20 protein-coding genes and 1 tRNA gene are annotated in these 22,427 nt (G+C 72.9%); 11 read left to right on the forward strand and 10 right to left on the reverse strand.

What is annotated here, in order from left to right:
• Window positions 1-109: 109 nt before the first annotated feature.
• Genes HDA33_RS02220 through HDA33_RS02230 form a run of 3 tightly spaced genes read left to right on the forward strand, consistent with a single transcriptional unit; the run spans window position 110 to window position 3,525 of the window.
• Entirely contained in the window at window positions 110-817 is a 708-nt protein-coding gene (locus tag HDA33_RS02220) for an NUDIX domain-containing protein (protein ID WP_184170454.1), read from the forward strand.
• Entirely contained in the window at window positions 814-1,806 is a 993-nt protein-coding gene (xerD, locus tag HDA33_RS02225) for a site-specific tyrosine recombinase XerD (RefSeq protein WP_420826907.1), read from the forward strand. The genes HDA33_RS02220 and xerD overlap by 4 nt, the downstream gene beginning before the upstream one ends.
• Before the next feature lie 9 nt (window positions 1,807-1,815).
• Entirely contained in the window at window positions 1,816-3,525 is a 1,710-nt protein-coding gene (locus HDA33_RS02230; RefSeq protein WP_081091340.1) for a CTP synthase, read from the forward strand.
• A gap of 253 nt (window positions 3,526-3,778) precedes the next feature.
• On the opposite strand, the gene HDA33_RS02235 is transcribed toward HDA33_RS02230, so the two are convergent.
• From HDA33_RS02235 to HDA33_RS02250, 4 genes are read right to left on the reverse strand one after another with little or no spacing between them, the layout of a single operon-like run.
• A complete protein-coding gene (locus HDA33_RS02235; RefSeq protein ID WP_184170457.1) occupies window positions 3,779-4,924 on the reverse strand; it encodes a bifunctional 2-methylcitrate synthase/citrate synthase in 1,146 nt (381 codons plus the stop codon).
• A gap of 60 nt (window positions 4,925-4,984) precedes the next feature.
• On the reverse strand, window positions 4,985-5,923 hold the full coding sequence (gene prpB, locus HDA33_RS02240) for a methylisocitrate lyase (RefSeq protein ID WP_158492047.1): 939 nt from the start codon (window positions 5,921-5,923) through the stop codon (window positions 4,985-4,987).
• The gene (locus tag HDA33_RS02245; RefSeq protein WP_017489411.1) at window positions 5,923-7,449 is read right to left on the reverse strand and encodes an MmgE/PrpD family protein; all 1,527 of its coding nucleotides are present in this window, start codon (window positions 7,447-7,449) and stop codon (window positions 5,923-5,925) included. The genes prpB and HDA33_RS02245 overlap by 1 nt, the downstream gene beginning before the upstream one ends.
• Window positions 7,446-8,135 (reverse strand): GntR family transcriptional regulator, encoded by a 690-nt coding sequence (locus tag HDA33_RS02250; protein WP_184170460.1) that lies wholly within the window; start codon window positions 8,133-8,135, stop codon window positions 7,446-7,448. The genes HDA33_RS02245 and HDA33_RS02250 overlap by 4 nt, the downstream gene beginning before the upstream one ends.
• Before the next feature lie 205 nt (window positions 8,136-8,340).
• Between HDA33_RS02250 and HDA33_RS02255 the strand changes: the two genes are divergently transcribed.
• Complete coding sequence (locus HDA33_RS02255; RefSeq protein ID WP_184170463.1) at window positions 8,341-10,296, forward strand: AMP-binding protein; 1,956 nt, start codon at window positions 8,341-8,343, stop codon at window positions 10,294-10,296.
• A gap of 7 nt (window positions 10,297-10,303) precedes the next feature.
• Here the strand turns inward: HDA33_RS02255 and HDA33_RS02260 are convergent, their stop codons facing one another.
• The gene (locus tag HDA33_RS02260; protein WP_184170466.1) at window positions 10,304-11,020 is read right to left on the reverse strand and encodes a response regulator; all 717 of its coding nucleotides are present in this window, start codon (window positions 11,018-11,020) and stop codon (window positions 10,304-10,306) included.
• Window positions 11,017-11,277, reverse strand: a complete 261-nt coding sequence (locus HDA33_RS12985; protein WP_338104361.1) for an ATP-binding protein — start codon at window positions 11,275-11,277, stop codon at window positions 11,017-11,019. Before HDA33_RS12985 ends, HDA33_RS02260 begins: the two co-directional genes overlap by 4 nt.
• A 132-nt stretch (window positions 11,278-11,409) precedes the next feature.
• On the opposite strand from HDA33_RS12985, the gene HDA33_RS02270 reads away from it, so the two are divergent.
• The 7 genes from HDA33_RS02270 (at window position 11,410) to HDA33_RS02300 (ending at window position 18,035) form a co-directional block, all read left to right on the forward strand.
• Window positions 11,410-12,270 (forward strand): ParA family protein, encoded by an 861-nt coding sequence (locus HDA33_RS02270; protein WP_051040013.1) that lies wholly within the window; start codon window positions 11,410-11,412, stop codon window positions 12,268-12,270.
• A gap of 223 nt (window positions 12,271-12,493) precedes the next feature.
• Complete coding sequence (locus HDA33_RS02275) at window positions 12,494-13,450, forward strand: pseudouridine synthase (RefSeq protein WP_158494450.1); 957 nt, start codon at window positions 12,494-12,496, stop codon at window positions 13,448-13,450.
• On the forward strand, window positions 13,447-14,607 hold the full coding sequence (locus tag HDA33_RS02280) for a prephenate dehydrogenase (protein WP_184170468.1): 1,161 nt from the start codon (window positions 13,447-13,449) through the stop codon (window positions 14,605-14,607). The genes HDA33_RS02275 and HDA33_RS02280 overlap by 4 nt, the downstream gene beginning before the upstream one ends.
• A 1-nt stretch (window position 14,608) precedes the next feature.
• A complete protein-coding gene (gene cmk, locus HDA33_RS02285; protein WP_158492038.1) occupies window positions 14,609-15,340 on the forward strand; it encodes a (d)CMP kinase in 732 nt (243 codons plus the stop codon).
• Window positions 15,337-16,875 carry a ribosome biogenesis GTPase Der gene (der, locus tag HDA33_RS02290; protein ID WP_184170471.1) on the forward strand — a complete coding sequence of 513 codons (1,539 nt, stop codon included), beginning with the start codon at window positions 15,337-15,339 and terminating at the stop codon, window positions 16,873-16,875. The genes cmk and der overlap by 4 nt, the downstream gene beginning before the upstream one ends.
• A 143-nt stretch (window positions 16,876-17,018) precedes the next feature.
• The gene (locus HDA33_RS02295) at window positions 17,019-17,612 is read left to right on the forward strand and encodes a hypothetical protein (RefSeq protein ID WP_158494451.1); all 594 of its coding nucleotides are present in this window, start codon (window positions 17,019-17,021) and stop codon (window positions 17,610-17,612) included.
• Between the two features lie 349 nt (window positions 17,613-17,961).
• Window positions 17,962-18,035 (forward strand) — tRNA-Pro (locus HDA33_RS02300).
• Window positions 18,036-18,245: 210 nt separating this feature from the next.
• Here HDA33_RS02300 and HDA33_RS02305 read toward each other — a convergent pair.
• The 4 genes from HDA33_RS02305 to HDA33_RS02320 all read right to left on the reverse strand — a co-directional run bounded on the left by HDA33_RS02305 (window position 18,246) and on the right by HDA33_RS02320 (window position 22,050).
• Complete coding sequence (locus tag HDA33_RS02305) at window positions 18,246-19,415, reverse strand: tyrosine-type recombinase/integrase (RefSeq protein ID WP_338104226.1); 1,170 nt, start codon at window positions 19,413-19,415, stop codon at window positions 18,246-18,248.
• 43 nt (window positions 19,416-19,458) lie between these two features.
• The gene (locus tag HDA33_RS02310; RefSeq protein WP_184170477.1) at window positions 19,459-19,671 is read right to left on the reverse strand and encodes a helix-turn-helix transcriptional regulator; all 213 of its coding nucleotides are present in this window, start codon (window positions 19,669-19,671) and stop codon (window positions 19,459-19,461) included.
• Window positions 19,668-20,249: a hypothetical protein gene (locus HDA33_RS02315; protein WP_184170480.1), complete on the reverse strand. Its 582-nt coding sequence runs from the start codon at window positions 20,247-20,249 to the stop codon at window positions 19,668-19,670. Before HDA33_RS02315 ends, HDA33_RS02310 begins: the two co-directional genes overlap by 4 nt.
• Before the next feature lie 82 nt (window positions 20,250-20,331).
• Window positions 20,332-22,050, reverse strand: coding sequence for a type IV secretory system conjugative DNA transfer family protein (locus tag HDA33_RS02320; RefSeq protein WP_184173724.1), 1,719 nt, complete (start codon window positions 22,048-22,050; stop codon window positions 20,332-20,334).
• Window positions 22,051-22,427 lie beyond the last annotated feature (377 nt).

The raw sequence follows: 22,427 nt of genomic DNA on the forward strand, positions 1-22,427 counted from the left end.
CCACCGGGCGGGCGGCGCCGCGGGCGCGACGGGCGGGCGGCGGCCTGGCCCTGCACCGGCCCCGCCCCTCCCTCCTGCCGCGCGCTCCGGCCCATGAGAGGATCGCCCCATGCCTGAGATCTCCGCCTGCGCGGGTCGCTCGCCCCTGCGCGACCTGCACGTCCCCCGGCCGGTGAAGAAGTCGAAGACCGTCTACGAGGGCCGGGTCTGGGACATCGCCCGCGAGTCCTTCCGGATGGACCCCGAGCACAAGGGGCAGGACCCCCTCACGCGCGAGCTGATGGTGCACCCCGGCGCCGTGGCCGTCCTGGCCGTGCGCACCCAGCTGAGCACCGTGGGCCCGCGCGAGCAGGTGGCCCTCGTCCGCCAGTACCGCCACCCGGTGGGCATGGAGCTGTGGGAGGTCCCCGCCGGCCTGCGGGACGTGGACGGGGAGGACCTGCACCAGGTGGCCGTGCGCGAGCTCGCCGAGGAGGCCGACCTGCGCGCCCGCGAGTGGCACACCCTCGTGGACTACTACACGAGCCCCGGCGGCTCCACCGAGGCCATCCGCGTGTTCCTCGCCCGGCAGGTCGAGGAGATCCCCGAGGCGGAGCGGCACGCGCGCACGGACGAGGAGGCCGCCATGCCCCTGGCCTGGGTGGGCCTGGACGAGGTGACCGACGCCGTCCTGGACGGGCGCGTGCACAACCCCTCCACGGTCGTGGCGATCCTCGCCCTGGGCGCCCACCGCGCCCAGGGGTGGCGGCGCCTGCGCCCCGTGGACGCCCCCTTCGTCCCGGACCGCCACGGCCCCGGAGCGGACTGGCCCGCGTGAGCGCCGACCCGGCACCCCGGGGGAGCCGTGGGGGCCGGGGCGCGGAGTCCGCCCTCGCGGCCCCGTTCCGCCGCCACCTGGAGCATCTGGCCGTCGAGCGGGGCCTCGCCGCGAACACGCTGGCCGCCTACCGCCGCGACCTTGAGCGCTACCGCCGCTGGCTCGAGGCCCAGGGGGTGCGCGCCCCCGCCGACGTCGACCCCGGCCACGTCTCGGGCTTCCTGCGGGCGCTGGGCACCGGCGAGGACGGCGGGCGGCCCCTCGCGGTCCGCTCGGCGGCCCGCGTGCTCGCGGCCGTGCGCGGCCTGCACCGGTTCTGGGCCCTCGAGGGCCTCACGCCCGCCGACCCCGCCCGCGACGTCCACCCGCCGAAGCCGGGCGCTCGCCTGCCGAAGGCGCTCCCCGTGGAGCAGGTGACGGCGCTGCTGGAGGCCGTGCCCGTCGACACCCCCGCCGGACTGCGGGACCGCGCGCTGCTCGAGTTCCTCTACGGCACCGGCGCCCGCATCTCCGAGGTGGTCGGCCTCGACGTCGACGACGTGGTGGGGCTCGCGCAGACCGGGGACGACGGCGGCCAGCCCGTGGTCCGCCTGTTCGGCAAGGGGTCCAAGGAGCGCGTGGTGCCGATCGGCTCCTACGCGGCCGCCGCGCTCGACGCATGGCTGGTGCGGGGACGGCCCACGATCATGACGGGAGTCACACGCTCCACGCCCGCCCTGTTCGTCAACGCCCGCGGGGGCCGGCTCTCCCGGCAGTCCGCGTGGGCCGTGCTGAAGCGGGCGGCCGAGCGCGCCGGCCTCGAGGCGGACGTCTCGCCCCACACCCTGCGCCACTGCTTCGCCACGCACCTGCTGGCCGGCGGCGCGGACGTCCGCGTGGTCCAGGAGCTGCTCGGGCACGCGTCCGTGACCACCACGCAGGTGTACACCCTCGTCACCGTGGACTCCCTGCGCGAGGTCTACGCCGCCGCGCATCCGCGCGCGCGCTGAGCCCCGCACCTGATACGCTCGAGATCCGTGGTGAAACGAACTTCTCGTACTCAGACGTCCACGCGCGTCACCCGTCACGTGTTCGTGACCGGCGGTGTCGCCTCCTCCCTCGGCAAGGGGCTCACGGCCTCCTCGCTCGGCCACCTGCTCAAGGCGCGCGGGCTCAGGGTGGTGATGCAGAAGCTCGACCCCTACCTCAACGTGGACCCGGGCACCATGAACCCGTTCCAGCACGGCGAGGTGTTCGTTACCGAGGACGGCGCCGAGACGGACCTGGACATCGGCCACTACGAGCGCTTCCTCGACGAGGACCTCGACGGCCTGGACAACGTGACCACCGGCCAGGTGTACTCCACCGTGATCGCCCGCGAGCGCCGCGGCGAGTACCTCGGGGACACCGTCCAGGTCATCCCGCACATCACCGACGAGATCTGCCGCCGGATGCGCCTGCCCGCGGAGCCCCGCGGCGACCGCCCCGCCCCGGACGTGATCATCACGGAGATCGGCGGCACCGTCGGCGACATCGAGTCGCAGCCCTTCCTCGAGGCCGCCCGCCAGGTCCGCCAGGACGTCGGCCGCGACGACGTCTTCTTCCTGCACGTCTCCCTCGTGCCGTACATCGGCCCCTCGCAGGAGCTCAAGACCAAGCCCACCCAGCACTCCGTGGCCGCCCTGCGCTCGATCGGCATCCAGCCGGACGCGATCGTGCTGCGCTCGGACCGCGCCGTCCCCGACGACGTCCGCGGCAAGATCGCCCGCATGTGCGACGTCCCGCAGGACGCCGTCGTCAACTGCGCCGACGCCCCCTCCATCTACGACATCCCCCGCGTCATCCACGACCAGGGCCTCGACGCCCACGTGGTGCAGTCCCTGGACCTGAAGTTCAAGGACGTGGACTGGACCGCGTGGGACGCCCTCATGGACGCCGTGCACCACCCGGAGCACGAGCTGACGGTGGCGCTCGTGGGCAAGTACGTGGACCTGCCAGACGCCTACCTGTCCGTCACCGAGGCGCTGCGCGCCGGCGGCTTCGCCCACCGGGCCAAGGTGGGCATCCGCTGGGTGGCCGCGGACGAGTGCGCCACCCCCGAGGGCGCGGCGGCGGCGCTCGCGGACGTCGACGCCGTGTGCGTGCCCGGCGGCTTCGGCGTGCGCGGGCTCGAGGGCAAGCTCGGGGCGCTGCGGCACGCCCGCGAGCAGCGGATCCCGACGCTGGGTCTGTGCCTGGGCCTGCAGTCCATGGTCATCGAGTACGCCCGCAACGTCCTCGGCCTGGAGGACGCGGACTCCACCGAGTTCGACCCGGAGACCGCCTCGCCCGTGATCGCCACCATGGCCGAGCAGGAGCAGATCGTGGCCGGCGAGGGGGACCTCGGCGGCACCATGCGCCTGGGCGCCTTCCCCGCGACCCTGCGCCCGGGCTCCGTGGTGGCCGAGGCGTACGGCACCACCGAGGTGACCGAGCGCCACCGCCACCGCTACGAGGTGAACAACGCCTACCGCGACCGCCTCGAGGAGGCCGGCCTCGCGATCTGCGGCACCTCCCCGGACGGCGCCCTCGTGGAGTTCGTGGAGCTGCCCCGGGACGTGCACCCGTACTACGTGTCCACGCAGGCCCACCCGGAGTTCTCCTCCCGGCCGACCCGCCCGCACCCGCTGTTCGCCGGCCTCGTCGCCGCCGGCCTGGCCCGCCGCGCCGACGCGGCGGCCCGACGCTGAGGGGCTGCCGACCGGCCCGACACAGTGGTCACGACACGCCGTCGCCGCACCCGGCACGCGGCGTGTCGTGACCACTCTGCGAGGGCGTCGCACCGATGACGACACGACGACGGCGGGCCGCCCCACCCGGGGCGACCCGCCGTCGTCGTGCGCGCGGGGTGCGGGCACCGCACCGCGAGCGAATGGGGCGACTTGCCGGAGGTGATCTGCGTCTACACCTCCGACACGTCGCCCCGACCGCCCCTCACGAGGCTCAGCCCGCCGGCAGCTCCCGCTGCTCGGGGCCGTCGTAGGCCGAGAGCGGGCGGATCAGCGCGTTCGCGGCGCGCTGCTCCATGATGTGGGCGGTCCAGCCCGTGATGCGCGAGGCGATGAACAGCGGGGTGAACATCTCCGTGTCGAAGCCCATCAGGTGATAGGTCGGGCCGGCCGGGTAGTCGAGGTTCGGCTTGATCTGCTTGGCCTCGTCCATCGCGGACTGCAGGCCGTCGTACAGCCCGAGCATCTCCTCGCGGCCGTAGTGCTCGATCATGCGGTCCAGCGCAGCCTTCATGGTGGGCACGCGGGAGTCGCCGTTCTTGTACACGCGGTGGCCGAAGCCCATGACCTTCTTCTTCTGGGCCAGGGCGTCCTCCATCCACGCCTTCGCACGGGCGGCGGCGTCCTCGCGGGACTCCTCCTTGCGGATGCCGATCTCGTCGAAGGTGTGCATGACCGCCTCGTTGGCGCCGCCGTGCAGCGGGCCCTTGAGGGCGCCGATGGCGCCGGTCACGGCCGAGTGAAGGTCGGAGAGCGTGGAGGTGATCACGCGCGCCGTGAAGGTGGACGCGTTGAAGGAGTGCTCGGCGTAGAGCACCATCGAGACGCGGAACGCGTCCACGACCTCGGGGGCGGCCTCCTCGCCGAACGTCATCCACAGGAAGTTCTGCGAGTAGTCCAGGTCCTCGCGCGGCTCCACGACGTCCTGGCCGCGGCGGCGGCGCTGGTCGTAGGCGACGGCGGCCGGGAACGCCGCGAAGAGGGCCTTGGCCTTCTCGAGCTCGGCCTCGGGGGAGGAGTCCTCCGCCTTCGGGTGGTTGGCGCCCAGCACGGACACGGCGGTGCGGCCGACGTCCATCGGGTGGCAGTCGGTGGGCAGCAGGTCGATGGCCTGCTTCACTTTCGGGTCGAGGGCGCGGTGAGCGCGCTCGAAGCGCTGGAAGTCGGCCAGCTCCTCGTCGGTGGGCAGCTCGCCGTTCCACAGCAGCAGCGCGACGGACTCGAACGGCAGCCTCGCCGCGAGGTCCTGCACGGGGTAGCCGCGGTAGAGCAGGGAGTTGGTGTCCGGGTTGACCTTGGAGATCGCCGTGGTGTCCACGACGACGCCGGCCAGGCCCTTCTTGATCTCGGTCTCGGTCATGGTGTCCCTCCTGAAGGGGAGGCGGCCCGCCCGCGCACGGGCGGGCCGCGGTGACGGGTGTCAGAGGTTGGCGTTGTTCTCGTCGATGTCCAGCGTGGGGACGTCGAAGTTGAAGATGCCGGTGTCGAACGCGTTGTAGCCCTCATAGTCCACGAGTTCGTACAGGCGCGCACGGGTGAGCATCTCGTCCACCTGCGAGGCCTGGGTGCCTTCGTCCTTGATGGCGTCGAGCACCCGCTCGGCGGCGCCCATCGCGGAGCGCAGCAGGGTGACCGGGTAGATCACCATGGCCACGCCGGCGTCGGCCAGCTGCTGCCGGGTGAACAGCTCGGACTTGCCGAACTCGGTCATGTTCGCCAGCACGGGCACGCCCAGGGGCGCCAACTCCCGGCACACGGTCTCGAACTCGCCGATGTCCTTGAGGGCCTCGGGGAAGATCGCGTCCGCCCCGGCCTCCACGAGCGCCTTCATGCGGGCGATCGCGGCGTCCAGGCCCTCCACGGCGCGCAGGTCGGTGCGCGCCATGATCAGGAAGTTCGGGTCGCGGCGGGCGTCCACGGCGGCGGCGATGCGCTTGACCGCCGTGTCCAGGTCCACCATGTTCTTGCCGTCCAGGTGGCCGCAGCGCTTCGGGTTGAACTGGTCCTCGATGTGACAGCCGGCCAGGCCGGCGTTCTCGAACTCCTGCACGGTGCGGGCCACGTTCATCGGCTCGCCGAAGCCCGTGTCCGCGTCGATCAGGCAGGGCAGGTCCGTGAGCCGGGCGATCTGCCCGCCGCGCAGCGCGACCTCGGTGAGCGTGGTCAGCCCGACGTCGGGCAGGCCCAGCTCGTTGGCGAGGACGCCGCCGGAGATGTAGACGCCCGGGAAGCCCTTCTCCTGGATGAGCTTCGCGGTCAGCGGGGTGAAGGCGCCGGGGAACTGCTGGGCGCCGCCCTCGGCGAGCGCAGCGCGCAGGTCCACGCGCTTCTGCTCGGCGGTCTTGGTGGAGTACAGCATCAGAAGAGGCCCTTCGGGGCGTTGTCCAGGTCGGCCTGGGACAGGAACGCGGGGTCGGCCATCACGTTGAGCTGGTCCAGCTCGCCCGGGCCGAGCTCGGAGACGCGCTGCACGGCGTCGAGGAAGCGGTCCTGCTCCTCCTTCGTGACGATGCCCTCGGCGAGGGTGCGGAACTTCTGGATGTACTGCTCGCGGGCGAACGGCCGGGCGCCCAGCGGGTGGGCGTCCGCCACGGCGATCTCGTCGGTGATGACGGTGCCGTCCGTGAGGGTGATCTCCACGGCGCCGCCGAAGGCCTTCTCCGTGAGGTCGTTGGAGTGGTAGCGGCGGGTCCACTCGGGGTCCTCCACGGTGGTCACCTTGTGCCACAGGGCCACGGTGTCCTCGCGGGCGGCGCGCTCCGGGGCGTAGGAGTCCACGTGGTGCCACGCGCCGTCCTGCAGGGCGACGGTGAAGATGTAGGGGATCGAGTGGTCCAGGGTCTCGCGGGAGGCCGTGGGGTCGTACTTCTGCGGGTCGTTCGCGCCGGAGCCGATCACGTAGTGCGTGTGGTGCGAGGTCTTGATGAGCACGGACTCGACGTTGGCCGGGTCGGTGGCCTCCGGGTGCTCCTTGTTCAGCTTGCGGGCGAGGTCGATCCAGGCCTGGGCCTGATACTCGGCCGAGTGCTCCTTGGTGTAGGTGTCCAGGATGCCGCGCTTGGGCTCGCCGGCCTCGGGCAGCGGGACCTCGTAGGAGGCGTCCGGGCCGTCGAGCATCCAGGCGATCACGCCGTCCTCGCCCTCGTAGATCGGCACGGGGGAGGTCTGGCCGCGCATGGCGCGGTCGGCGGCCTCCACGGCCATCTTGCCGGCGAACGCGGGGGCGTGGGCCTTCCACGTGGAGATCTCGCCCTTGCGGGACTGGCGGGTGGCGGTGGTGGTGTGCAGGCCCTGTCCGATGGCCTGGAAGACGGTCTCGGTGTCGAGGCCGAGCAGGGTGCCGATGCCGGCGGAGGCGGACGGGCCGATGTGGGCCACGTGGTCGATCTTGTGCTTGTGCAGGCAGATGGACTTCACGAGGTCCACCTGGACCTCGTAGCCGGTGGCGATGCCGCGGATCAGGTCCTTGCCGGAGCGGCCGGCGTGCTGGGCGACGGCGAGGATCGGCGGGATGTTGTCACCCGGGTGGGAGTACTCCGCGGCCAGGAAGGTGTCGTGGTAGTCCAGCTCGCGGACGGCCACGCCGTTGGCCCAGGCGGCCCACTCGGGGGAGACCTTCTGCTCGACGCCGAACACGGTGGCGCCGGCGCCGCCGGTGGAGACGGGGTGGGACAGGGCCTGGGCGCGGGCGGCGACGATGGGGCCGCGCTGGAGGGAGGCGACGGCCACGGACGCGTTGTCGATGATGCGGTTGACGATCATCTCCTCGACCTCGGGCAGCACCTCGACGTCGTCGACGGCCACCTCGGCCAGCTTCCAGGCGAGCTGGTCCTTGCGCTCGAGGTTCTCCTCGGAGCGGTGCACGCGCACGTGATGGTTCTTCATGGTCGGTCTCCTTCGGTGGGGGACAGCAGGGTCGGGGTCTCGTCGGCGCGGGTGCGCCGGGTCAGGTGATGGAAGGCGTGGTGGAGGTGGACGCGGGTGGTCGCCTCGGCCAGGTCGGCGGCGCCGGAGCCGACGGCGTCCGCGATGTCCGCGTGCTCGGCGGCGGAGGTCGCCAGGCGGGCGGGGTCGTCCGCGGCGAGCCGGCGCAGCCGGGCCAGGTGCAGGCGCAGGGTGCGCAGCGTGGACACGAGGTAGGGGTTGGCCGCGGCCTCGTCGAGGCTCGCGTCCAGCTCGGCGGTCATCGCGTAGTAGTCGGCGGGGTCGGTGCCGGCGCGCAGCGCCTCCCCGGCCTCGTGGAAGCGGGCCGCCAGGGCGGTGAACCGAGCCGCGGTCTCCGGGGTGGCCCGCTGCGCGGCCCGGCGGGCCAGCAGGGACTCGAGGGCGATCCGCAGGTCGAACAGCTGGTCGGCCTGCTCCAAGGACAGGTCGGCGACGACGGTGCCCCGGCCGGGCGCCTGCTCGGCGAGGCCGTCGGCCACCAGGCGGGAGAGCGCCTCGCGCACCGGGGTGCGCGAGATGCCCAGGCGCTCGGCCTGCTCCACCTCGCCCAGTCCGGCGCCCGGGGGCAGGGACCAGTCGAGGATCTCCGCCCTCAGGGCCTGGTACGCCCGCTCACTCGCTCGCATGCCCTCAGTGTATACACACGGTCTCCTCGATGAGGAGGGGCGGATCCGCGCGCGTGTCCGCCGCGGGGGCCGCCGGTCCGGGGGAGTTGACCCACAGTTCCCCGAAGCGCCGCCGTCGGGGGCGGCGTGCCGGGGCCCTCCCCGGGTCGCCGAAATGTATACACATCTCTTGTGAAAGTGTGATGCACAGCACTACCCTGAGCGCATGGCGACCCATGATGCCCCCACCGAATCCCGCCCCTCCGGCGCCTACGCCGCCGCCCACGCCCGCTCCCTGCACGATCCCGAGGGGTTCTGGCTCGAGGCGGCCGAGGCCATCGACTGGACGGTGCCCCCGACGCGCGCCCTCGACGACTCCGCCGCGCCCCTGTACCGCTGGTTCCCGGACGGCGAGTTGAACACCGCCTTCAACTGCCTGGACCGGCACGTCGAGGCGGGCCGCGGGGACGCCGTCGCCCTGATCCACGACTCCGCGATGACCGGCGAGGTCACCCGCTTCACGTACGCCGAGCTCACGGACGCGGTGGCCCGCCTGGCCGGCGCCCTGGCCGCACGCGGCGTCGGCAAGGGCGACCGCGTCCTCGTGTACCTGCCGATGATCCCGCAGGCCCACATCGCGATGCTGGCGTGCGCCCGCCTCGGTGCGGTGCACTCCGTGGTCTTCGGCGGCTTCGCCCCGCGCGAGCTCGCCTCCCGCATCGACGACGCCACCCCCGACGTCGTGCTCACCTGCTCCGGCGGCATCGAGCCCAAGCGCCGGGTCGAATACCTGCCCGCCGTGGCCGAGGCGCTCGAAACCGCCGCGCACCCCGTGCGCACGGTGCTGGTCCACCACCGCGAGGGCTTCGAGACCTCCCTGGCGGACGTGGCCGGGCGCGGGGGCGCGAGCTGGGAGGACTGGGGCGAGGCCGTCGCGGCCGCCGAGCCGGCCGACTGCGTGCCGGTCAAGGCCACCGACCCGCTGTACGTGCTCTACACCTCGGGCACCACGGGCAAGCCGAAGGGCGTCGTCCGGGACAACGGGGGCCACGCCGTCGCCCTGCGCTGGACCATGGAGAACATCTACGACGTCGGCCCGGACCAGGCGATGTGCACGGCCTCGGACGTGGGCTGGGTGGTGGGGCACTCCTACATCGTCTACGGCCCGCTGCTGGCCGGGGCCACCACGGTCATGTACGAGGGCAAGCCCGTGGGCACCCCCGACGCCGGCGCGTTCTGGCGGCTCATCGAGGACCACGGCGTGCGCTCCTTCTTCACGGCCCCCACGGCGCTGCGCGCGATCCGCCGCGCCGACCCCGAGGGCGAGCTGCTCCAGGACCACGACCTGTCCTCCCTGCGGCACTTCTTCGCCGCGGGCGAGCGCCTGGACCCGGAGACGCAGCGGTGGATCGAGGGCCTGCTGGGCATGCCGGTGATCGACCACTGGTGGCAGACTGAGACCGGCTGGGCCATCGCGGCGAACCCGGTGGGCCTGGAGCAGCTGCCGGTGAAGACCGGGTCGTCCTCCGTGCCCTCGCCGGGCGTCGATCTCGTGGTCCTGGACGGCCTGGGCGAGCCCGTACCGGCCGGGACCGAGGGCAACATCGCCCTGCGCCTGCCGCTGCCCCCGGGCACCCTGCCCACCCTGTGGCGCGACGACCAGCGCTACATCGACTCCTACCTCAGCGCGTTCCCCGGCCACTACGCGACCGGTGACTCCGGAGTCGTGGACGAGGACGGCTACGTGTTCGTGCTCGGGCGCACCGACGACGTCATCAACGTCTCCGGCCACCGCCTGTCCACCGGCGTGCTCGAGGCCGCGCTGGCCTCCCACCCGGCCGTGGCCGAGTGCGCCGTGATCGGCGTGGCCGACCAGCTCAAGGGCCAGCGCCCCTCCGGCTACGTGGTTCTCAAGTCCGGCGTCGAGACGCCCGAGCCCGGCTCCGAGGCCGAGGGCGCGCTCCTGGACGAGCTGCGCCAGGCCGTGCGCCGCGACGTCGGCCCGGTGGCGGACTTCCGCGACGTCGTCGTGGTGGACGCGCTGCCCAAGACCCGCTCCGGCAAGATCCTGCGCAAGACCATGCGCCAGATGGCCGACGGCGAGGAGTATTCGGTGCCCTCGACCATCGAGGACTCCGCCGTGCTCGAGGCTCTGGCCGGGGTGCTGCGCCCGGCCCGCTGAGCCTCGCTCACGCGCGGCCGGCCCAGCGGTACTCCTGCTCGGGCCGGCCGCGGCCGCCGTGCCGGGCCGAGCGCCGCACCCGGCGGATCCGCTCGAGGTGCTCGAGGTAGCGCCGCGCCGTCACCCGGGAGATGCCCAGCCGCTCGCCGACCTCGGCCGCGCTGTGTCCGCGCCCGGGGTCCGCGCCGAGCAGGTCCACGACCTCGCGCAGCGTGCCTTCCGTGAGCCCCTTCGGCAGCTCCTCGGCGCGGCGCTCGCGGGAGACCCGGAACACGGCGTCCACCTGCTCCTGGCCCTCGAGCGCGCCGCCGCCGGCCAGCAGGGCGGAGGCGGCCCGGAAGCCGCCGAGCCGGGCGGCGAACTCGTCGAAGCCGAACGGCTTCACGAGGTACTGGACCACCCCGTAGGCCACGGCCCGGCGCAGCACCGGCAGGTCCGTGGCGGCCGTGAGGGCCAGGACGCCGCCGTGGAAGCCGGCGCCGCGCAGCTGCTGGAGGAAGTCCAGGCCGTGCCCGTCCGGCAGGTTCATGTCCAGCAGCACCACGTCGAAGGGGAACCGGCCGTCCGCGTGCAGGCCGGCCGCCGTCACCTTGCGCGCCTCCAGGAGGGAGCCGGCCACCGCGGCCACCTCGAACCCGGGCAGCCGGTGCGGGTGGTCCACGGACGTCTGGGCGGTGAGCGCCTCGTCCTCGACGACGAGCACGCGGTAGGGGCGCGCGCTCACGCCGTCTCCGCCTCGGGCTCCGCCGCCGGGGGCACCTCCACGGTGAACACGGTCCCCGAATCCGTGGCGACCTCGGCGACGCCGCCGGCCTCCTCGGCGATCCGCCGGGTCAGCCACAGCCCCATGCCGCGGCCCGCGGCGCCGGCGGGCTTGGTGGACCAGCCGCGCTCGAAGAGCCGCTGACGGTCCTGCGGGGCCGGGGAGGCGGGTCCGAGTGGCCCGTCGCCCCGGCCCCGCCGTCGTCCGCCCCGTGCCAGGCACTAGGGTGGGGGACGAGAAGGACACGCCGCCCGCGGCGACCGCGGGACCCCGCGGCCCACGGGCCGGGCGTGCAGACCAGCCTGGAAGGAGCCGGCGCCGCCGTGACCTCGAGAGAACCGATCCCCGTGATGACGATCCACGGCGAGCCCGTGCTCGGGCCAACCGGACGCCCCAAGCACGACTTCCCGGAGCCCGCGCCGCTGAGCTCGCACGGCCCGGCCCGGATCATCTCGATGGTGAACCAGAAGGGCGGGGTCGGAAAGACCACCTCCACCATCAACCTCGGCGCCGCGCTCGCCGGCTACGGCCGTAAGGTGCTCATGGTGGACTTCGACCCGCAGGGCGCGCTCTCCGCCGGCCTCGGCGCGAACCCGCACGACTTGGAGACCACCGTCTACAACGTGCTCATGGAGCGATCCGTCACCGCGCGGGACGCCATCCTGCCCACCCCCTTCGAGGGCATGGACCTGCTGCCGGCGAACATCGACCTGTCCGCGGCCGAGGTCCAGCTGGTCAACGAGGTGGCCCGCGAGCAGGTGCTCGAGCGGGCGCTGCGCCAGGTGCGGGACGACTACGACGTGGTCCTCATCGACTGCCAGCCCTCCCTCGGCCTGCTCACCGTGAACGCGCTGACCGCCTCCCACGGCGTGATCATCCCGCTCACCGCGGAGTTCTTCGCCCTGCGCGCGGTGGCGCTGCTCGTGGAGACCATCGAGAAGGTCCAGGACCGCCTGAACCCGGACCTGGAGATCGACGGCGTCCTGGCCACCATGTTCGACCAGCGCACCCTGCACTCCAAGGAGGTCGTGGGCTCGCTCGTGGCCGGCTTCGGGGACAAGGTGTTCGAGACCGTGATCAAGCGCTCCATCAAGTTCGCCGACGCGACCGTGGCGGCCACGCCCATCACCCTGTTCGCCGAGAACCACGACGGAGCCAAGGCCTACCGCCAGCTCGCCCGCGAGCTCATCTGCCGCGGCGGCGCGCCCTGATCCTCCAGGCGTAGGCGGCCGCGCCGCCCCGCGCACCACGGCCCGGATCCCCGCGGGGACCCGGGCCGTCGTCGTCCCCGGACCCGGCCGGAGGCGCCGCGCCGGGGGATCTGCGAGAATGGACGACGGCGCGGCCGACTCCGGCGCGCGCCCGACCCCCAGACCCGCACGACGCCGGCCCGCCGGCGTCGTCGACGCGCACCTGCAGAGAGGACGCACTCCCATGAACTCCCGCAAGCCGAGAGGCTCCGGACGCACCCCTTCCGTCGGACGACGAGGAGGCCCGTTCCAGGAGCGCGACTTCCAGCGACAGCTCGGGGCCCGCCGCGGCCCCGCCGGCCCCCGCGACGAGGCGCCCTTCGACGAGGACGCCGTGCCCCGCACCCGCGGCCGCCGCGGCCGCGGCGCCGGCGCCGCCCGCGCCAAGGCCGCGAACCTCGACCGCATCCACGACGAGTCCGGCGAGCGCCTCCAGAAGGTGCTGGCCTCCGCGGGCGTCGCCTCCCGCCGCGTCAGCGAGGACCTCATCGCCGAGGGCCGCGTGGAGGTGGACGGCGTGATCGTCACCGAGCCCGGCGTGCGCGTGGACCCCGCCCGTGCCGTGATCCGCGTGGACGGCATCTCCGTGCAGACGGACGTCACCAAGCAGTACTACGTGTTCAACAAGCCCCGCGGCGTCATCTCCACCATGGTGGACCCCGAGGGCCGGCCCTCGATCGCCACGTACCTCAAGCCCGGCCAGGAGCACCTGTTCCACGTCGGCCGCCTGGACAACGAGACCGAGGGCCTGCTGATCCTCACCAACGACGGCGAGCTGGCCAACCGCCTGACCCACCCCAGCTACGAGGTCCCCAAGACCTACGTGGTCCAGACCCGCGGCCCGCTGGCCAAGGGCGTGTCCAACCGCCTGCGCGAGGGCGTGGAGCTCGAGGACGGGGTGGCCAAGGTGGACTCCTTCAAGCTCGTGGACTCGACCCCGGGGCACGTGCTCGTGGAGGTCGTGCTGCACTCGGGCAAGAACCGGATCGTGCGCCGCATGTTCCAGGAGATCGGCCACCCCGTGGAGCGCCTCGTGCGCGTCAAGGTGGGCCCCATCCTGCTGGGCGACCAGAAGCAGGGCAGCGTCCGCGCGCTGTCCGCGCAGGAGCTGGGCCACCTCAAGGCCCTGGTCGGCCTGTGAGCGCCGCCGCCGAGACCGCCGCGGCGGTGCCCGGCGCGCTCCCGGCCGGGATCCCGCAGCCCGTGCTGGTCCGGGGGACCGGCCTGCTGGGCGCCTCCATCGGCATCGGCCTGAGCGCCGCCGGGGCGGACGTGCTCCTGCACGACCTCTCGCCGGCCGCGCTCGCGGTCGCCGCGGACATCGGTGCCGGGCGCCCGATGCGGATCGACGACGGCGGGGACGCCGGGCCGGCCCCCGCCCTCGTGGTGGTGGCCGCGCCGCCGGACGTCACCGCCGAGGTCGTGGTGGACTCCCTGCGCCGCTGGCCCGGGGCCCTCGTGCTGGACATCGCCTCCGTGAAGGAGGCGATCGCCGCGGGCGTGCGCGCCGCCGTCGACGACGGCCGGCTCGGCCCGTCCGACCCGGACCGGCACCTCGGGACCCACCCGATGGCCGGCTCGGAGCGCTCCGGGCCCGTGGCCGCCCGCGGCACCCTGTTCACGCAGGCGCCGTGGGTGCTGTGCCCCACGGACACGACGCTGCCCGCCGCGGTGCAGGCCGGGCGCGCCCTGGCCCTGGCGCTGCGGGCCACGCCGTACCGCATGGACGCCCGCGCGCACGACGAGTCCGTGGCGATGATCTCGCACCTGCCGCAGATCGCCGCCTCGCTCGTGGCCGCGCGCCTGCAGGACACCCCGGACCAGGCCCTGGCGCTGGCCGGCAATGGGCTGCGGGACACCACCCGGATCGCCGCCTCGGACCCGCAGCTGTGGGTGCAGATCCTCTCCGGCAACGCCGAGCGGATCGTGCCCGCGCTGCACGGGCTGCGCGACGACCTGGACCGGCTGATCCGCACCCTCGAGGCGCCGGGCGCCCCGGGGTCCCGGCTGGACATGGCCCGGCTGATCGCCGAGGGCAACGCCGGGCGCGCCCGCGTGCCCGGCAAGCACGGCGCCCCGCCCCAGGCGTTCGCGGTCGTCACCGTGATCGTGGACGACACCCCGGGGCAGATCGCGGCCGTCCTCGACGAGGTGGGCCGCACCGACGTGAACGTGGAGGACCTGAGGCTCGAGCACGCCTCGGGCCACCGGGCCGGCATGGTGGAGATTTCCGTGCTGCCCGGCCGCAGGGACGAACTCGTGGCGGCGCTGTCCGCCGCCGGATGGAAGGTGGTCTGAGATGACCGAGCACACCCGCGACGACGTCGCGACGACGCCCCTCGTGGTGGCCGTGGACGGGCCCTCGGGCTCGGGCAAGTCCTCCGTGTCCAAGGCCGTGGCCCGCCGCCTCGGCGCCGCCTACCTGGACACCGGCGCCATGTACCGGGCCGTGGCCTGGCACTGCCTCAACGAGGGCGTGGACCTCGCCGACGCCGACGCCGTGGCGGCCGCCGCCGTGGCCATGGAGCTCGAGCAGTCCACGGACCCGGACGTGGAGGCCGTTCGCGTGGGCGGCACCGACGTCACCGAGGCCATCCGCGGCGCCGAGGTCACGGACACGGTCTCCACCGTGGCCGTGGTGATCCCCGTGCGCGAGGAGCTTCGCCGCCGCCAGCGCGAGACGATCGCCGCCGCCGGCCGCATGGTGGCCGAGGGCCGGGACATCACCACCGTGGTGGCCCCGGACGCCCACGCCCGCGTGCTGCTCACGGCCTCCGAGGCCGTCCGCACCGCCCGCCGCTCCGGGCAGCTGGCCGCGGCGGGGGAGCCCGGCGTCGACGCCGGCACGCTGCACCGTCAGGTGGCCGGGCGGGACGCCCGCGACGCCACCGTGTCCACGTTCGACCGCCCCGCCGAGGGCGTGGCGCTCGTGGACTCCACCGAGCTCGACTTCGAGCAGACCGTGGCGGCCGTCCTGGCCGCCGTCGAGGACCAGGCCGGCACCCCGGCCGTGAAGGGAGGCCGACGATGACCGAGAACGCCCAGCACCGCTCCGGCGATGACGAGTTCGTCCCCGCCGGCGAGGACCAGGTCGCCGAGCGACTGGCGGACATGACCGAGGAGGAGGCCGAGGCGCGCGCCGCGTCGCTGCGCGCCGGCCTCGCCGACTACGAGCTCGAGGACGACGACGCCGCCCTCCTCGACGCCTGGCAGCTCGGCCCCGACGAGGACCTGGATGCGCCGGTGCCCCCGGTGCTGGCGATCGTGGGCCGGCCCAACGTCGGCAAGTCCACGCTCGTCAACCGCATCATCGGCCGCCGTGAGGCCGTGGTGGAGGACGTGCCGGGCGTGACCCGCGACCGCGTCTCCTACGACGCCGAGTGGAACGGCCGCGAGTTCACCGTGGTGGACACCGGCGGCTGGGAGCACGACGCCAAGGGCATCCACCGCCGGGTGGCCGAGCAGGCCGAGCTGGCCGTGGACGTGGCCGACGCCGTCGTGTTCGTGGTGGACGCCACCGTGGGCATGACCGCCACGGACGAGGCCGTCGTCTCGATGCTGCGCCGCAAGGACCGCCCCGTGATCGTGGCCGCCAACAAGGTGGACGACATGGTGCAGGAGGCCGACGCGGCCTCGCTGTGGTCCCTCGGCTTCGGCTACCCGTACCCCGTCTCCGCCGTGCACGGCCGCGGCGTGGCCGACCTGCTGGACGCCGCGCTCGAGGCGATGCCCGAGGAGTCCGCCCACGGCGGCCTCGTGCCCCGCGGCGGCCCCCGCCGGATCGCCCTCGTGGGCCGCCCGAACGTGGGCAAGTCCTCCCTGCTGAACCGGCTCGCCGGCTCGGACCGCGTGGTGGTGGACGACCTCGCCGGCACCACCCGCGACCCCGTGGACGAGCTCGTGGAGCTCGGCGGGCGCCTGTGGCGCTTCGTGGACACCGCCGGCATCCGCCGCCGCCAGCACATGGCGCACGGCGCGGACTACTACGCCTCCCTGCGCACCGCCTCCGCCCTGGACCGCGCCGAGGTGGCCGTGGTGTTGCTCGAGGCGCCGTCGGTGATCTCGGAGCAGGACGTGCGCATCCTGCAGATGGTGCTCGACTCCGGCCGCGCCCTGGTGATCGCATTCAACAAGTGGGACCAGGTGGACGAGGACCGCCGGCACCAGCTGGAGAAGGAGATCGATCGGGACCTGGCCCACGTGGCCTGGGCCCCGCGCGTGAACATCTCCGCGAAGACCGGCTGGCACAAGGACCGCCTCGTGCCCGCCCTGGACACCGCGCTGGACTCGTGGGACACCCGCATCCCCACGGGCAAGCTCAACGCGTTCCTCGGCGAGCTGGTGGCGGCCCACCCGCACCCGCTGCGCGGCGGCAAGCAGCCCCGCATCCTCTTCGCGACGCAGGTCTCCAGCCGGCCGCCGAAGTTCGTGCTGTTCACCACCGGGTTCCTGGACCCGGGGTACCGCCGCTTCATCGTGCGCCGCCTCCGCGAGACCTTCGGCTTCGAGGGCACGCCGCTGGAGATCGGCATGCGCGTGCGCGAGAAGCGCGGCCGGCGCCGCTGAGCGCGGCGGCCGCAGACGACGACGGCGCCCCGCGGGCCCGGAGGGGATCGACGGATCCCGCCCCGGCCGCGGGGCGTCGTCGTCCCACCCCCTCCCGGGGGAGCTCCCATGGTTTCCTCATGTTCCGCGCCTAGCGTGGGGCCATGACCACCCTGCGCCCCCGCCGTCCCGCAGTCCTGTCCCTCGCCGCGCTGGCCGCCCTGAGCCTGGCCCTGAGCGGCTGCGGTGTGGACGAGGGGGACGCGCAGGCGGCCCTGGAGAGCGCGGAGGACCGCCTCGCGCAGGCCGAGGACCGCATCAGCGAGCTCGAGGCGGACGCCTCGAACCGGGTGGACCTGGGCGAGCTGCAGCGGCAGGCCGAGGGCGCCCTGGACGGGGCGGACCAGCGGGTCGGCGAGCTCCTCGAGGACCTGCGCGGCCGGGCGGAGCCGCTGCGCGAGATCACCGAGCAGGACCTGCGCGACCTGGAGCTGCCCCGCATCGAGGGGCTGGACCTGGAGGCGGAGGCCGCCGTCGAGGACCTGATGAAGTCCCTGCCCTCCGGCCCGGACATGGCGGACGTGGAGGCGCTGCGCGAAGACGGCCGCGTGATCGTGGAGTACGCGGAGTCCGCACTCGAGGCCGATCCCCAGGTTCTCGAGGACACGATGCGGGAGGTGGCGGAGCAGGCGCGCAACGCCATCCCGGACCTGAAGGACGTCGAGTTCCGCGTGGGGGACCAGAGCTTCAGGTTCTGACCCGCCGGGCCCGCCCGGATGCGGATCCGGAGGGCTCCCGGCGTGGTACCATTCCCGGGTGCACGACTGAACCCTCGCCTGAGGGGGAGACGAGTGCAGACCATCCGTGCCGCCGGCTCTCCGGTGGGCGGGGGTCGCCGGGGGACTCACGGTCGGGTCACCCTTGGTCAAGGGATGAGGGGTTCGCGTCTGTGAAGAGGACGTGGGCCCCTTGTTCGTTCTCCAGGGTCTCGTCCACGCCCCGGAACGCAGTCGGCGCGCACCCGACGCGCCGACCGCCGATTCGCGCACGGCCGCGCCCGTGCGCTATGCTCATCGGGTGCTGAAACGCGGATGACGCGATTCGCCACGGGCTGTAGCGCAGCTTGGTAGCGCACTTGACTGGGGGTCAAGGGGTCGCAGGTTCAAATCCTGTCAGCCCGACCGAGGAAAGTCCCGGTGAGAATCTGATTCTCACCGGGACTTCATCATGTCCAGGGGTCGTTTTCCGTGGTCCCCCTCTGGTCCCCCTGGAGTGATGCCGGACGGTCGCCTGTGGACAGCCGGACCACCTCGGCCCGCTTCCCTGGGGATAAGGGGACCAGAAGGGGACCAGAACGACTGTGAGGCTGCTCGCGCGTACGCGGGCGCACATCACAGGCCCCTGGCCGAGGGGCCGCTGCGCCGGGCCTGTTTGCGCTGTCCTGCGGCGGAAAGGAAGGCGTTGGCCTGCTCGGCTGCCGACGCGAGATGCCGGTCGTCGGGGTGGAGATAGCCGCGGGTGGTTTCCATCGAGGCGTGGCCGAGGATGTCTTGCAGCACGTGCAACGGGATGCCTGCGTCGGCCATCCAGGTCGCCCCGGTGTGGCGCAAGCCGTGGCGGGTGAGGTCGGGCAGTCCGAGCCCCGCGACGATGCTGTCCCAGTCGGTGGCGTCGCGGACGGTCGCGGTGGTGAGGTAGCCGCCCTTCGGTCCAACGAGCAATGAGTCTTCCGGCTGCTTGCCCTCGGTGAGACGATCCAGGACAGGACGGAGCGGTTCGAGGATCGGCACCCGGCGCTCTTTGCGGCTCTTGGCCGGCTTGATCGCCAGGCCGCCCTTGCCGGGGAAGACCTGCCTACGGATCACGACGAGGTTCTTACCAAAGTCCACGTCCCCGACCTGCAATCCGAATACCTCCGAGGACCGTGCGGCCAGTAGCGCGGCGAGCATCACGAAGTCGCTGTAGGGCTGGTGGACCTTGCCGCACGCCTTGGCGAGCCGGTTGAGGGTCTTCATGTCTGGGATCGCGTGCGCCCGCGGGGAGGACTGCTCGGCGGACTGGCCGCGGAAGGCGTTGCGGTTCAGGCTCCGCGTGGCGCGGTTCTTCGCCGGGTTGATCTGGATTAGCCCGTCCCGGACCGCTTCATCGAGTACGCGGACCAGCGGTGCGATGGTGTTCTTGATGGTCGAGGCGCCGTGGCGCTGCTCCCACTCGTCGATGGTGCGGTCGATGATGCCTGCGGTGATCTGCGTGACGGGCAGGTGTCCGAGCGCGGGCAGCACCCGGAGTTTCAGTCCGTATCCGTAGGTCTCGCCGGTGGAGGTCGGGTCCAGGCCTCGCGCCCACCGGTCGCCGATAGAGGTGACGAACTCCAACAGCGTCATCGACACGTCCATGCCCTTGGTCGATGAGTTGCGGAGCTGGTCGAAGAAGGCGTGCGCCGCGGCCTCGTCGGGCACGATCTCCGACCGGGTGACACGTCGTTTGGTGGTCGGGTCGGTCCACCGGGCTCGGGCGCGGATGCCGTAGGAACGACGCTCCATGTCCGTGGACAGCTTCACCCCGATCGGCGGCACCGGCTTAGGCGCAGCGGTCGGCTGGGGCTCAGCTCTCCGGGGCATGGTCGTGTTCGAGCTCGGCCAGCCAGCGGTCCATCGCATCGAGCCGGTACCGGGCGATCCCGCCGAGGCGCAGGAACGGCGGTCCGGTCCCGGCGGAGCGCCACCGCGACAGCGTGGACTCCGAGACCTTCAAGTACGCTGCGACCTCGCGGCTGTGCATCAGGGGTGACACCACGAGTGGTCCGTTGTCGCTCATGACACTTCTCCGGTGTCGGGGTCGAGGTCGCGGTAGAACGCTTCCTCGGCCTCGCGGCGGGCGGTGACGTCGGCCATGACGAACTTCACGAACTCGGCGTCGCGGTCGATGATCGGGATGTCCTCGATCGGCTGGGCGGGTTCTTCGCCGGGCCAGACGGTCTGCCTGGTCGGCCGGTCGTGGTCGAGCTTGGTGCCCGACGCCGCGACCCATTCGCGGAGCCGCTGGCGGGCGTCGGCGAAGTCGCGGTGCCATCCCAGCGGTGCGCTGCCGTTCTGCTCGGGGTCGTAGGCGCAGAGCCAGTGCAGATGCAACGCGGAGAGTTCCCACAGCAGCTCGGGGTGCGTGTACCAGGCCGGCGGGATGACAGAGGCGGGAAGCCCGTAGGTGTGCCTGAGCCAGTCCACCCAGCGGTTCAGTTCCAGCCACTCGACCTCGGCGTCGTCGGGGTTCAGCAGGTTCCAGTCGATCGGGTGCGGGGGCTCGGCGATCAGCGGGTCGTCGTAGCCCTCATCCATCTCGTCCAGGTCCGGGTCGGGAACGTTGCTCGCGGTCACGTCATCGGTGGCGTCGGACATGCTGTGCTCCTGTCTGCTCACGCGAGCGGTCATCGCGGCTCGCTGTGGGAGCGAGGTGAGCCGCGAGGCGACTGGCGCCCGTTCAGTCAGTGCGGCGCAGCAGAGCCTCAATCTCGGAGCGGTCGGCGGTGAGCTGGGCGGCGTCGGGGCGCTTGGGCCACGGGTGCAGGTCGGTGACGATCGGTGGTGCGGAGCGCAGCAGCACGATCCCGGTTCCGAACGGGAGCCGGCGGATACGGTAGGGTGGGAAGATCGGCACCCGCCGAACGGACCTCTGGTTGGAGCGGGTGCCGTGATCGCCGAGGGTCACGGAGTCTGTGTACTCGTCGCGTTCCCCGACGAGCGCGGACAGGTCTTGCAGGTCGCGGCTGTTGGTGGCGCCGCCGAGGATCACCTTGACGATCGAGGCGTCCCAGATCGCGCCCGCCTGGCGCTCGTTCCACTTGTCCCTGGCTTGGGCGAGGCTTTGCAGCACCGGCATCGTCGTGATGCCCGACCCGCCCCCTGCGGCCATCAGCGTTGGAAGCGACGGCAACGGGCTGAGGTTGGCTATCTCATCCAGCGCCAGAAGCAAAGGCGGATCGAGCCTGGCGCCGGGCGAGCGGGCGGCGAGCCTGCGGACGGTCTCGATCAGGTCTTCCACGAGCGCGGCCACCAGCGCCGCGGATGCGCCGGCCCCTGATCCGGTGGCCAGCAGGAACAGGGTGCCCTTGTTCTGGATGAACTGCTCGGGGTCGAAGCCCTCGCCCGGGCCAGGTGAGACGGCATCGAGCACCCGCGGGTCGGCCAGCGAGCCAAGCGCCAGGGAGACGCCCTGCCAGATCGAGGCGCGGGTGCGCGGGTCGGAGTCGATCATCGCGTCCAACGACTCTGCCCACCCCGTCGCCGCGAGCGGAGAACTGGTCAGGATCGCCACGGCATCGGCGGCCGTGGTCGGGTCGAGGGTCCACCGGAACAGCTCGGCCGGCGGCCGGTCGTTGATCGCCGCAGCGTGCAGCCGCGATTGCAGGGCGGCCCGCGTCTTGCCCTCCCAGAACCCGCCACCATCGACTCCGCCGGCGGACAGCCCGGTGCCGGCGGCGAGCCCGGCGGCTCGGATCATCGCCGTCTGCGGCGACTCGCATCCACGGATCGGCGACCACCGCATCCCCGCAGGTAGACCCTCCGCCAAATGTTGGGGGTCGAAGATCGCGCCCGGGCCGATCCGACCCCAGGCGCGCATCGTCGCGGTCAGGTTGTCCGGGCGGGTGCTCGTGGCCACGACTGCGCCGGGAGCGTCGAGGATCGCGGGGATAACCAGGTGCAGGCCTTTGCCGCTTCGGGGCGGGCCGATGACCATGATCGAGTCCTCCACACTCGCCCACACGCCCGCGCCCTTGGAGACACCCAGCCGGTAGCCCACGTCCTGCGGACGCGGACTGTCCAGACCGGGCCGGAGGCTCCCCGCCCGGCGCAGCAGCGCCTTCTCAGACGCGGCAGTGTTGACCTCCGAGCGAGTAGCGATACCGGCCATCCGACGCGGGTCCTGATCGACCCGGTGCGTGTGCCGGCGCAGCCGCGACCACACCCCTACCGCGCACGCGACGAGCACGGCGAGCAGCAGGCTCACGACGATCCAGTAGACGACTGGGCTCAGGCCAGGCGCACCGAGCGCACTGGCGGGATCGCCGGGATCGAAAAGCACGCCGCCGCCGGTGGCGGGACCGCCGGTCGGTTGGCTCGTGCCCGTGAGCCATGCCGCAACCGATCCGGCGCCACGAAGCATAAGAGCGACGCCGAACAGCACGACCAGCCCGATCATGGCCGCGTTGGTCAGCTCGTCTCCAAAGGAGCCGGTCTGCCGACCCTGACCGTTCACGGCACCACACGCTGGACGACGACCGTGCCGGAAACGCGCCCGAACAGCAGCACTTCAACGACCCGCCGGAGGCGTCCGCGGGATTGACGAGGGCGCGAGCGGTGCCGGTCCCGGCAGCGTCAGTGTGCTCGGTGATGACGGCGACGGCCACATCCTCACACGGCACGAAGCCGTCGCCCTCGACAGCGAGGAACGCAGGCCCCGATACCGGCTTCTCAGCCTCGGGCTGCGACTGGGTTCTCCGGCGGCGGGGAGCGATGATGTCGGTGAAGATCGTGCCGTCCGCCTCGCGGACCTCGACCCGCACCGCTGTCGTCCGG

Source organism: Micrococcus endophyticus, from assembly GCF_014205115.1.
Taxonomy (GTDB): domain Bacteria; phylum Actinomycetota; class Actinomycetes; order Actinomycetales; family Micrococcaceae; genus Micrococcus; species Micrococcus endophyticus.

What these genes read in the sequence shown, in the direction of transcription:
- HDA33_RS02220 (WP_184170454.1), top strand. Translation starts at nt 110, where the DNA reads ATGCCTGAGATCTCCGCCTGCGCGGGTCGCTCGCCCCTGCGCGACCTG.
- HDA33_RS02235 (WP_184170457.1), bottom strand. Translation starts at nt 4,924, where the DNA reads ATGACCGAGACCGAGATCAAGAAGGGCCTGGCCGGCGTCGTCGTGGAC.
- prpB (WP_158492047.1), bottom strand. Translation starts at nt 5,923, where the DNA reads ATGCTGTACTCCACCAAGACCGCCGAGCAGAAGCGCGTGGACCTGCGC.
- HDA33_RS02245 (WP_017489411.1), bottom strand. Translation starts at nt 7,449, where the DNA reads ATGAAGAACCATCACGTGCGCGTGCACCGCTCCGAGGAGAACCTCGAG.
- HDA33_RS02250 (WP_184170460.1), bottom strand. Translation starts at nt 8,135, where the DNA reads ATGCGAGCGAGTGAGCGGGCGTACCAGGCCCTGAGGGCGGAGATCCTC.
- HDA33_RS02255 (WP_184170463.1), top strand. Translation starts at nt 8,341, where the DNA reads ATGGCGACCCATGATGCCCCCACCGAATCCCGCCCCTCCGGCGCCTAC.
- HDA33_RS02270 (WP_051040013.1), top strand. Translation starts at nt 11,410, where the DNA reads ATGACGATCCACGGCGAGCCCGTGCTCGGGCCAACCGGACGCCCCAAG.
- HDA33_RS02275 (WP_158494450.1), top strand. Translation starts at nt 12,494, where the DNA reads ATGAACTCCCGCAAGCCGAGAGGCTCCGGACGCACCCCTTCCGTCGGA.
- cmk (WP_158492038.1), top strand. Translation starts at nt 14,609, where the DNA reads ATGACCGAGCACACCCGCGACGACGTCGCGACGACGCCCCTCGTGGTG.
- der (WP_184170471.1), top strand. Translation starts at nt 15,337, where the DNA reads ATGACCGAGAACGCCCAGCACCGCTCCGGCGATGACGAGTTCGTCCCC.
- HDA33_RS02295 (WP_158494451.1), top strand. Translation starts at nt 17,019, where the DNA reads ATGACCACCCTGCGCCCCCGCCGTCCCGCAGTCCTGTCCCTCGCCGCG.
- HDA33_RS02310 (WP_184170477.1), bottom strand. Translation starts at nt 19,671, where the DNA reads ATGAGCGACAACGGACCACTCGTGGTGTCACCCCTGATGCACAGCCGC.
- HDA33_RS02315 (WP_184170480.1), bottom strand. Translation starts at nt 20,249, where the DNA reads ATGTCCGACGCCACCGATGACGTGACCGCGAGCAACGTTCCCGACCCG.
- HDA33_RS02320 (WP_184173724.1), bottom strand. Translation starts at nt 22,050, where the DNA reads ATGATCGGGCTGGTCGTGCTGTTCGGCGTCGCTCTTATGCTTCGTGGC.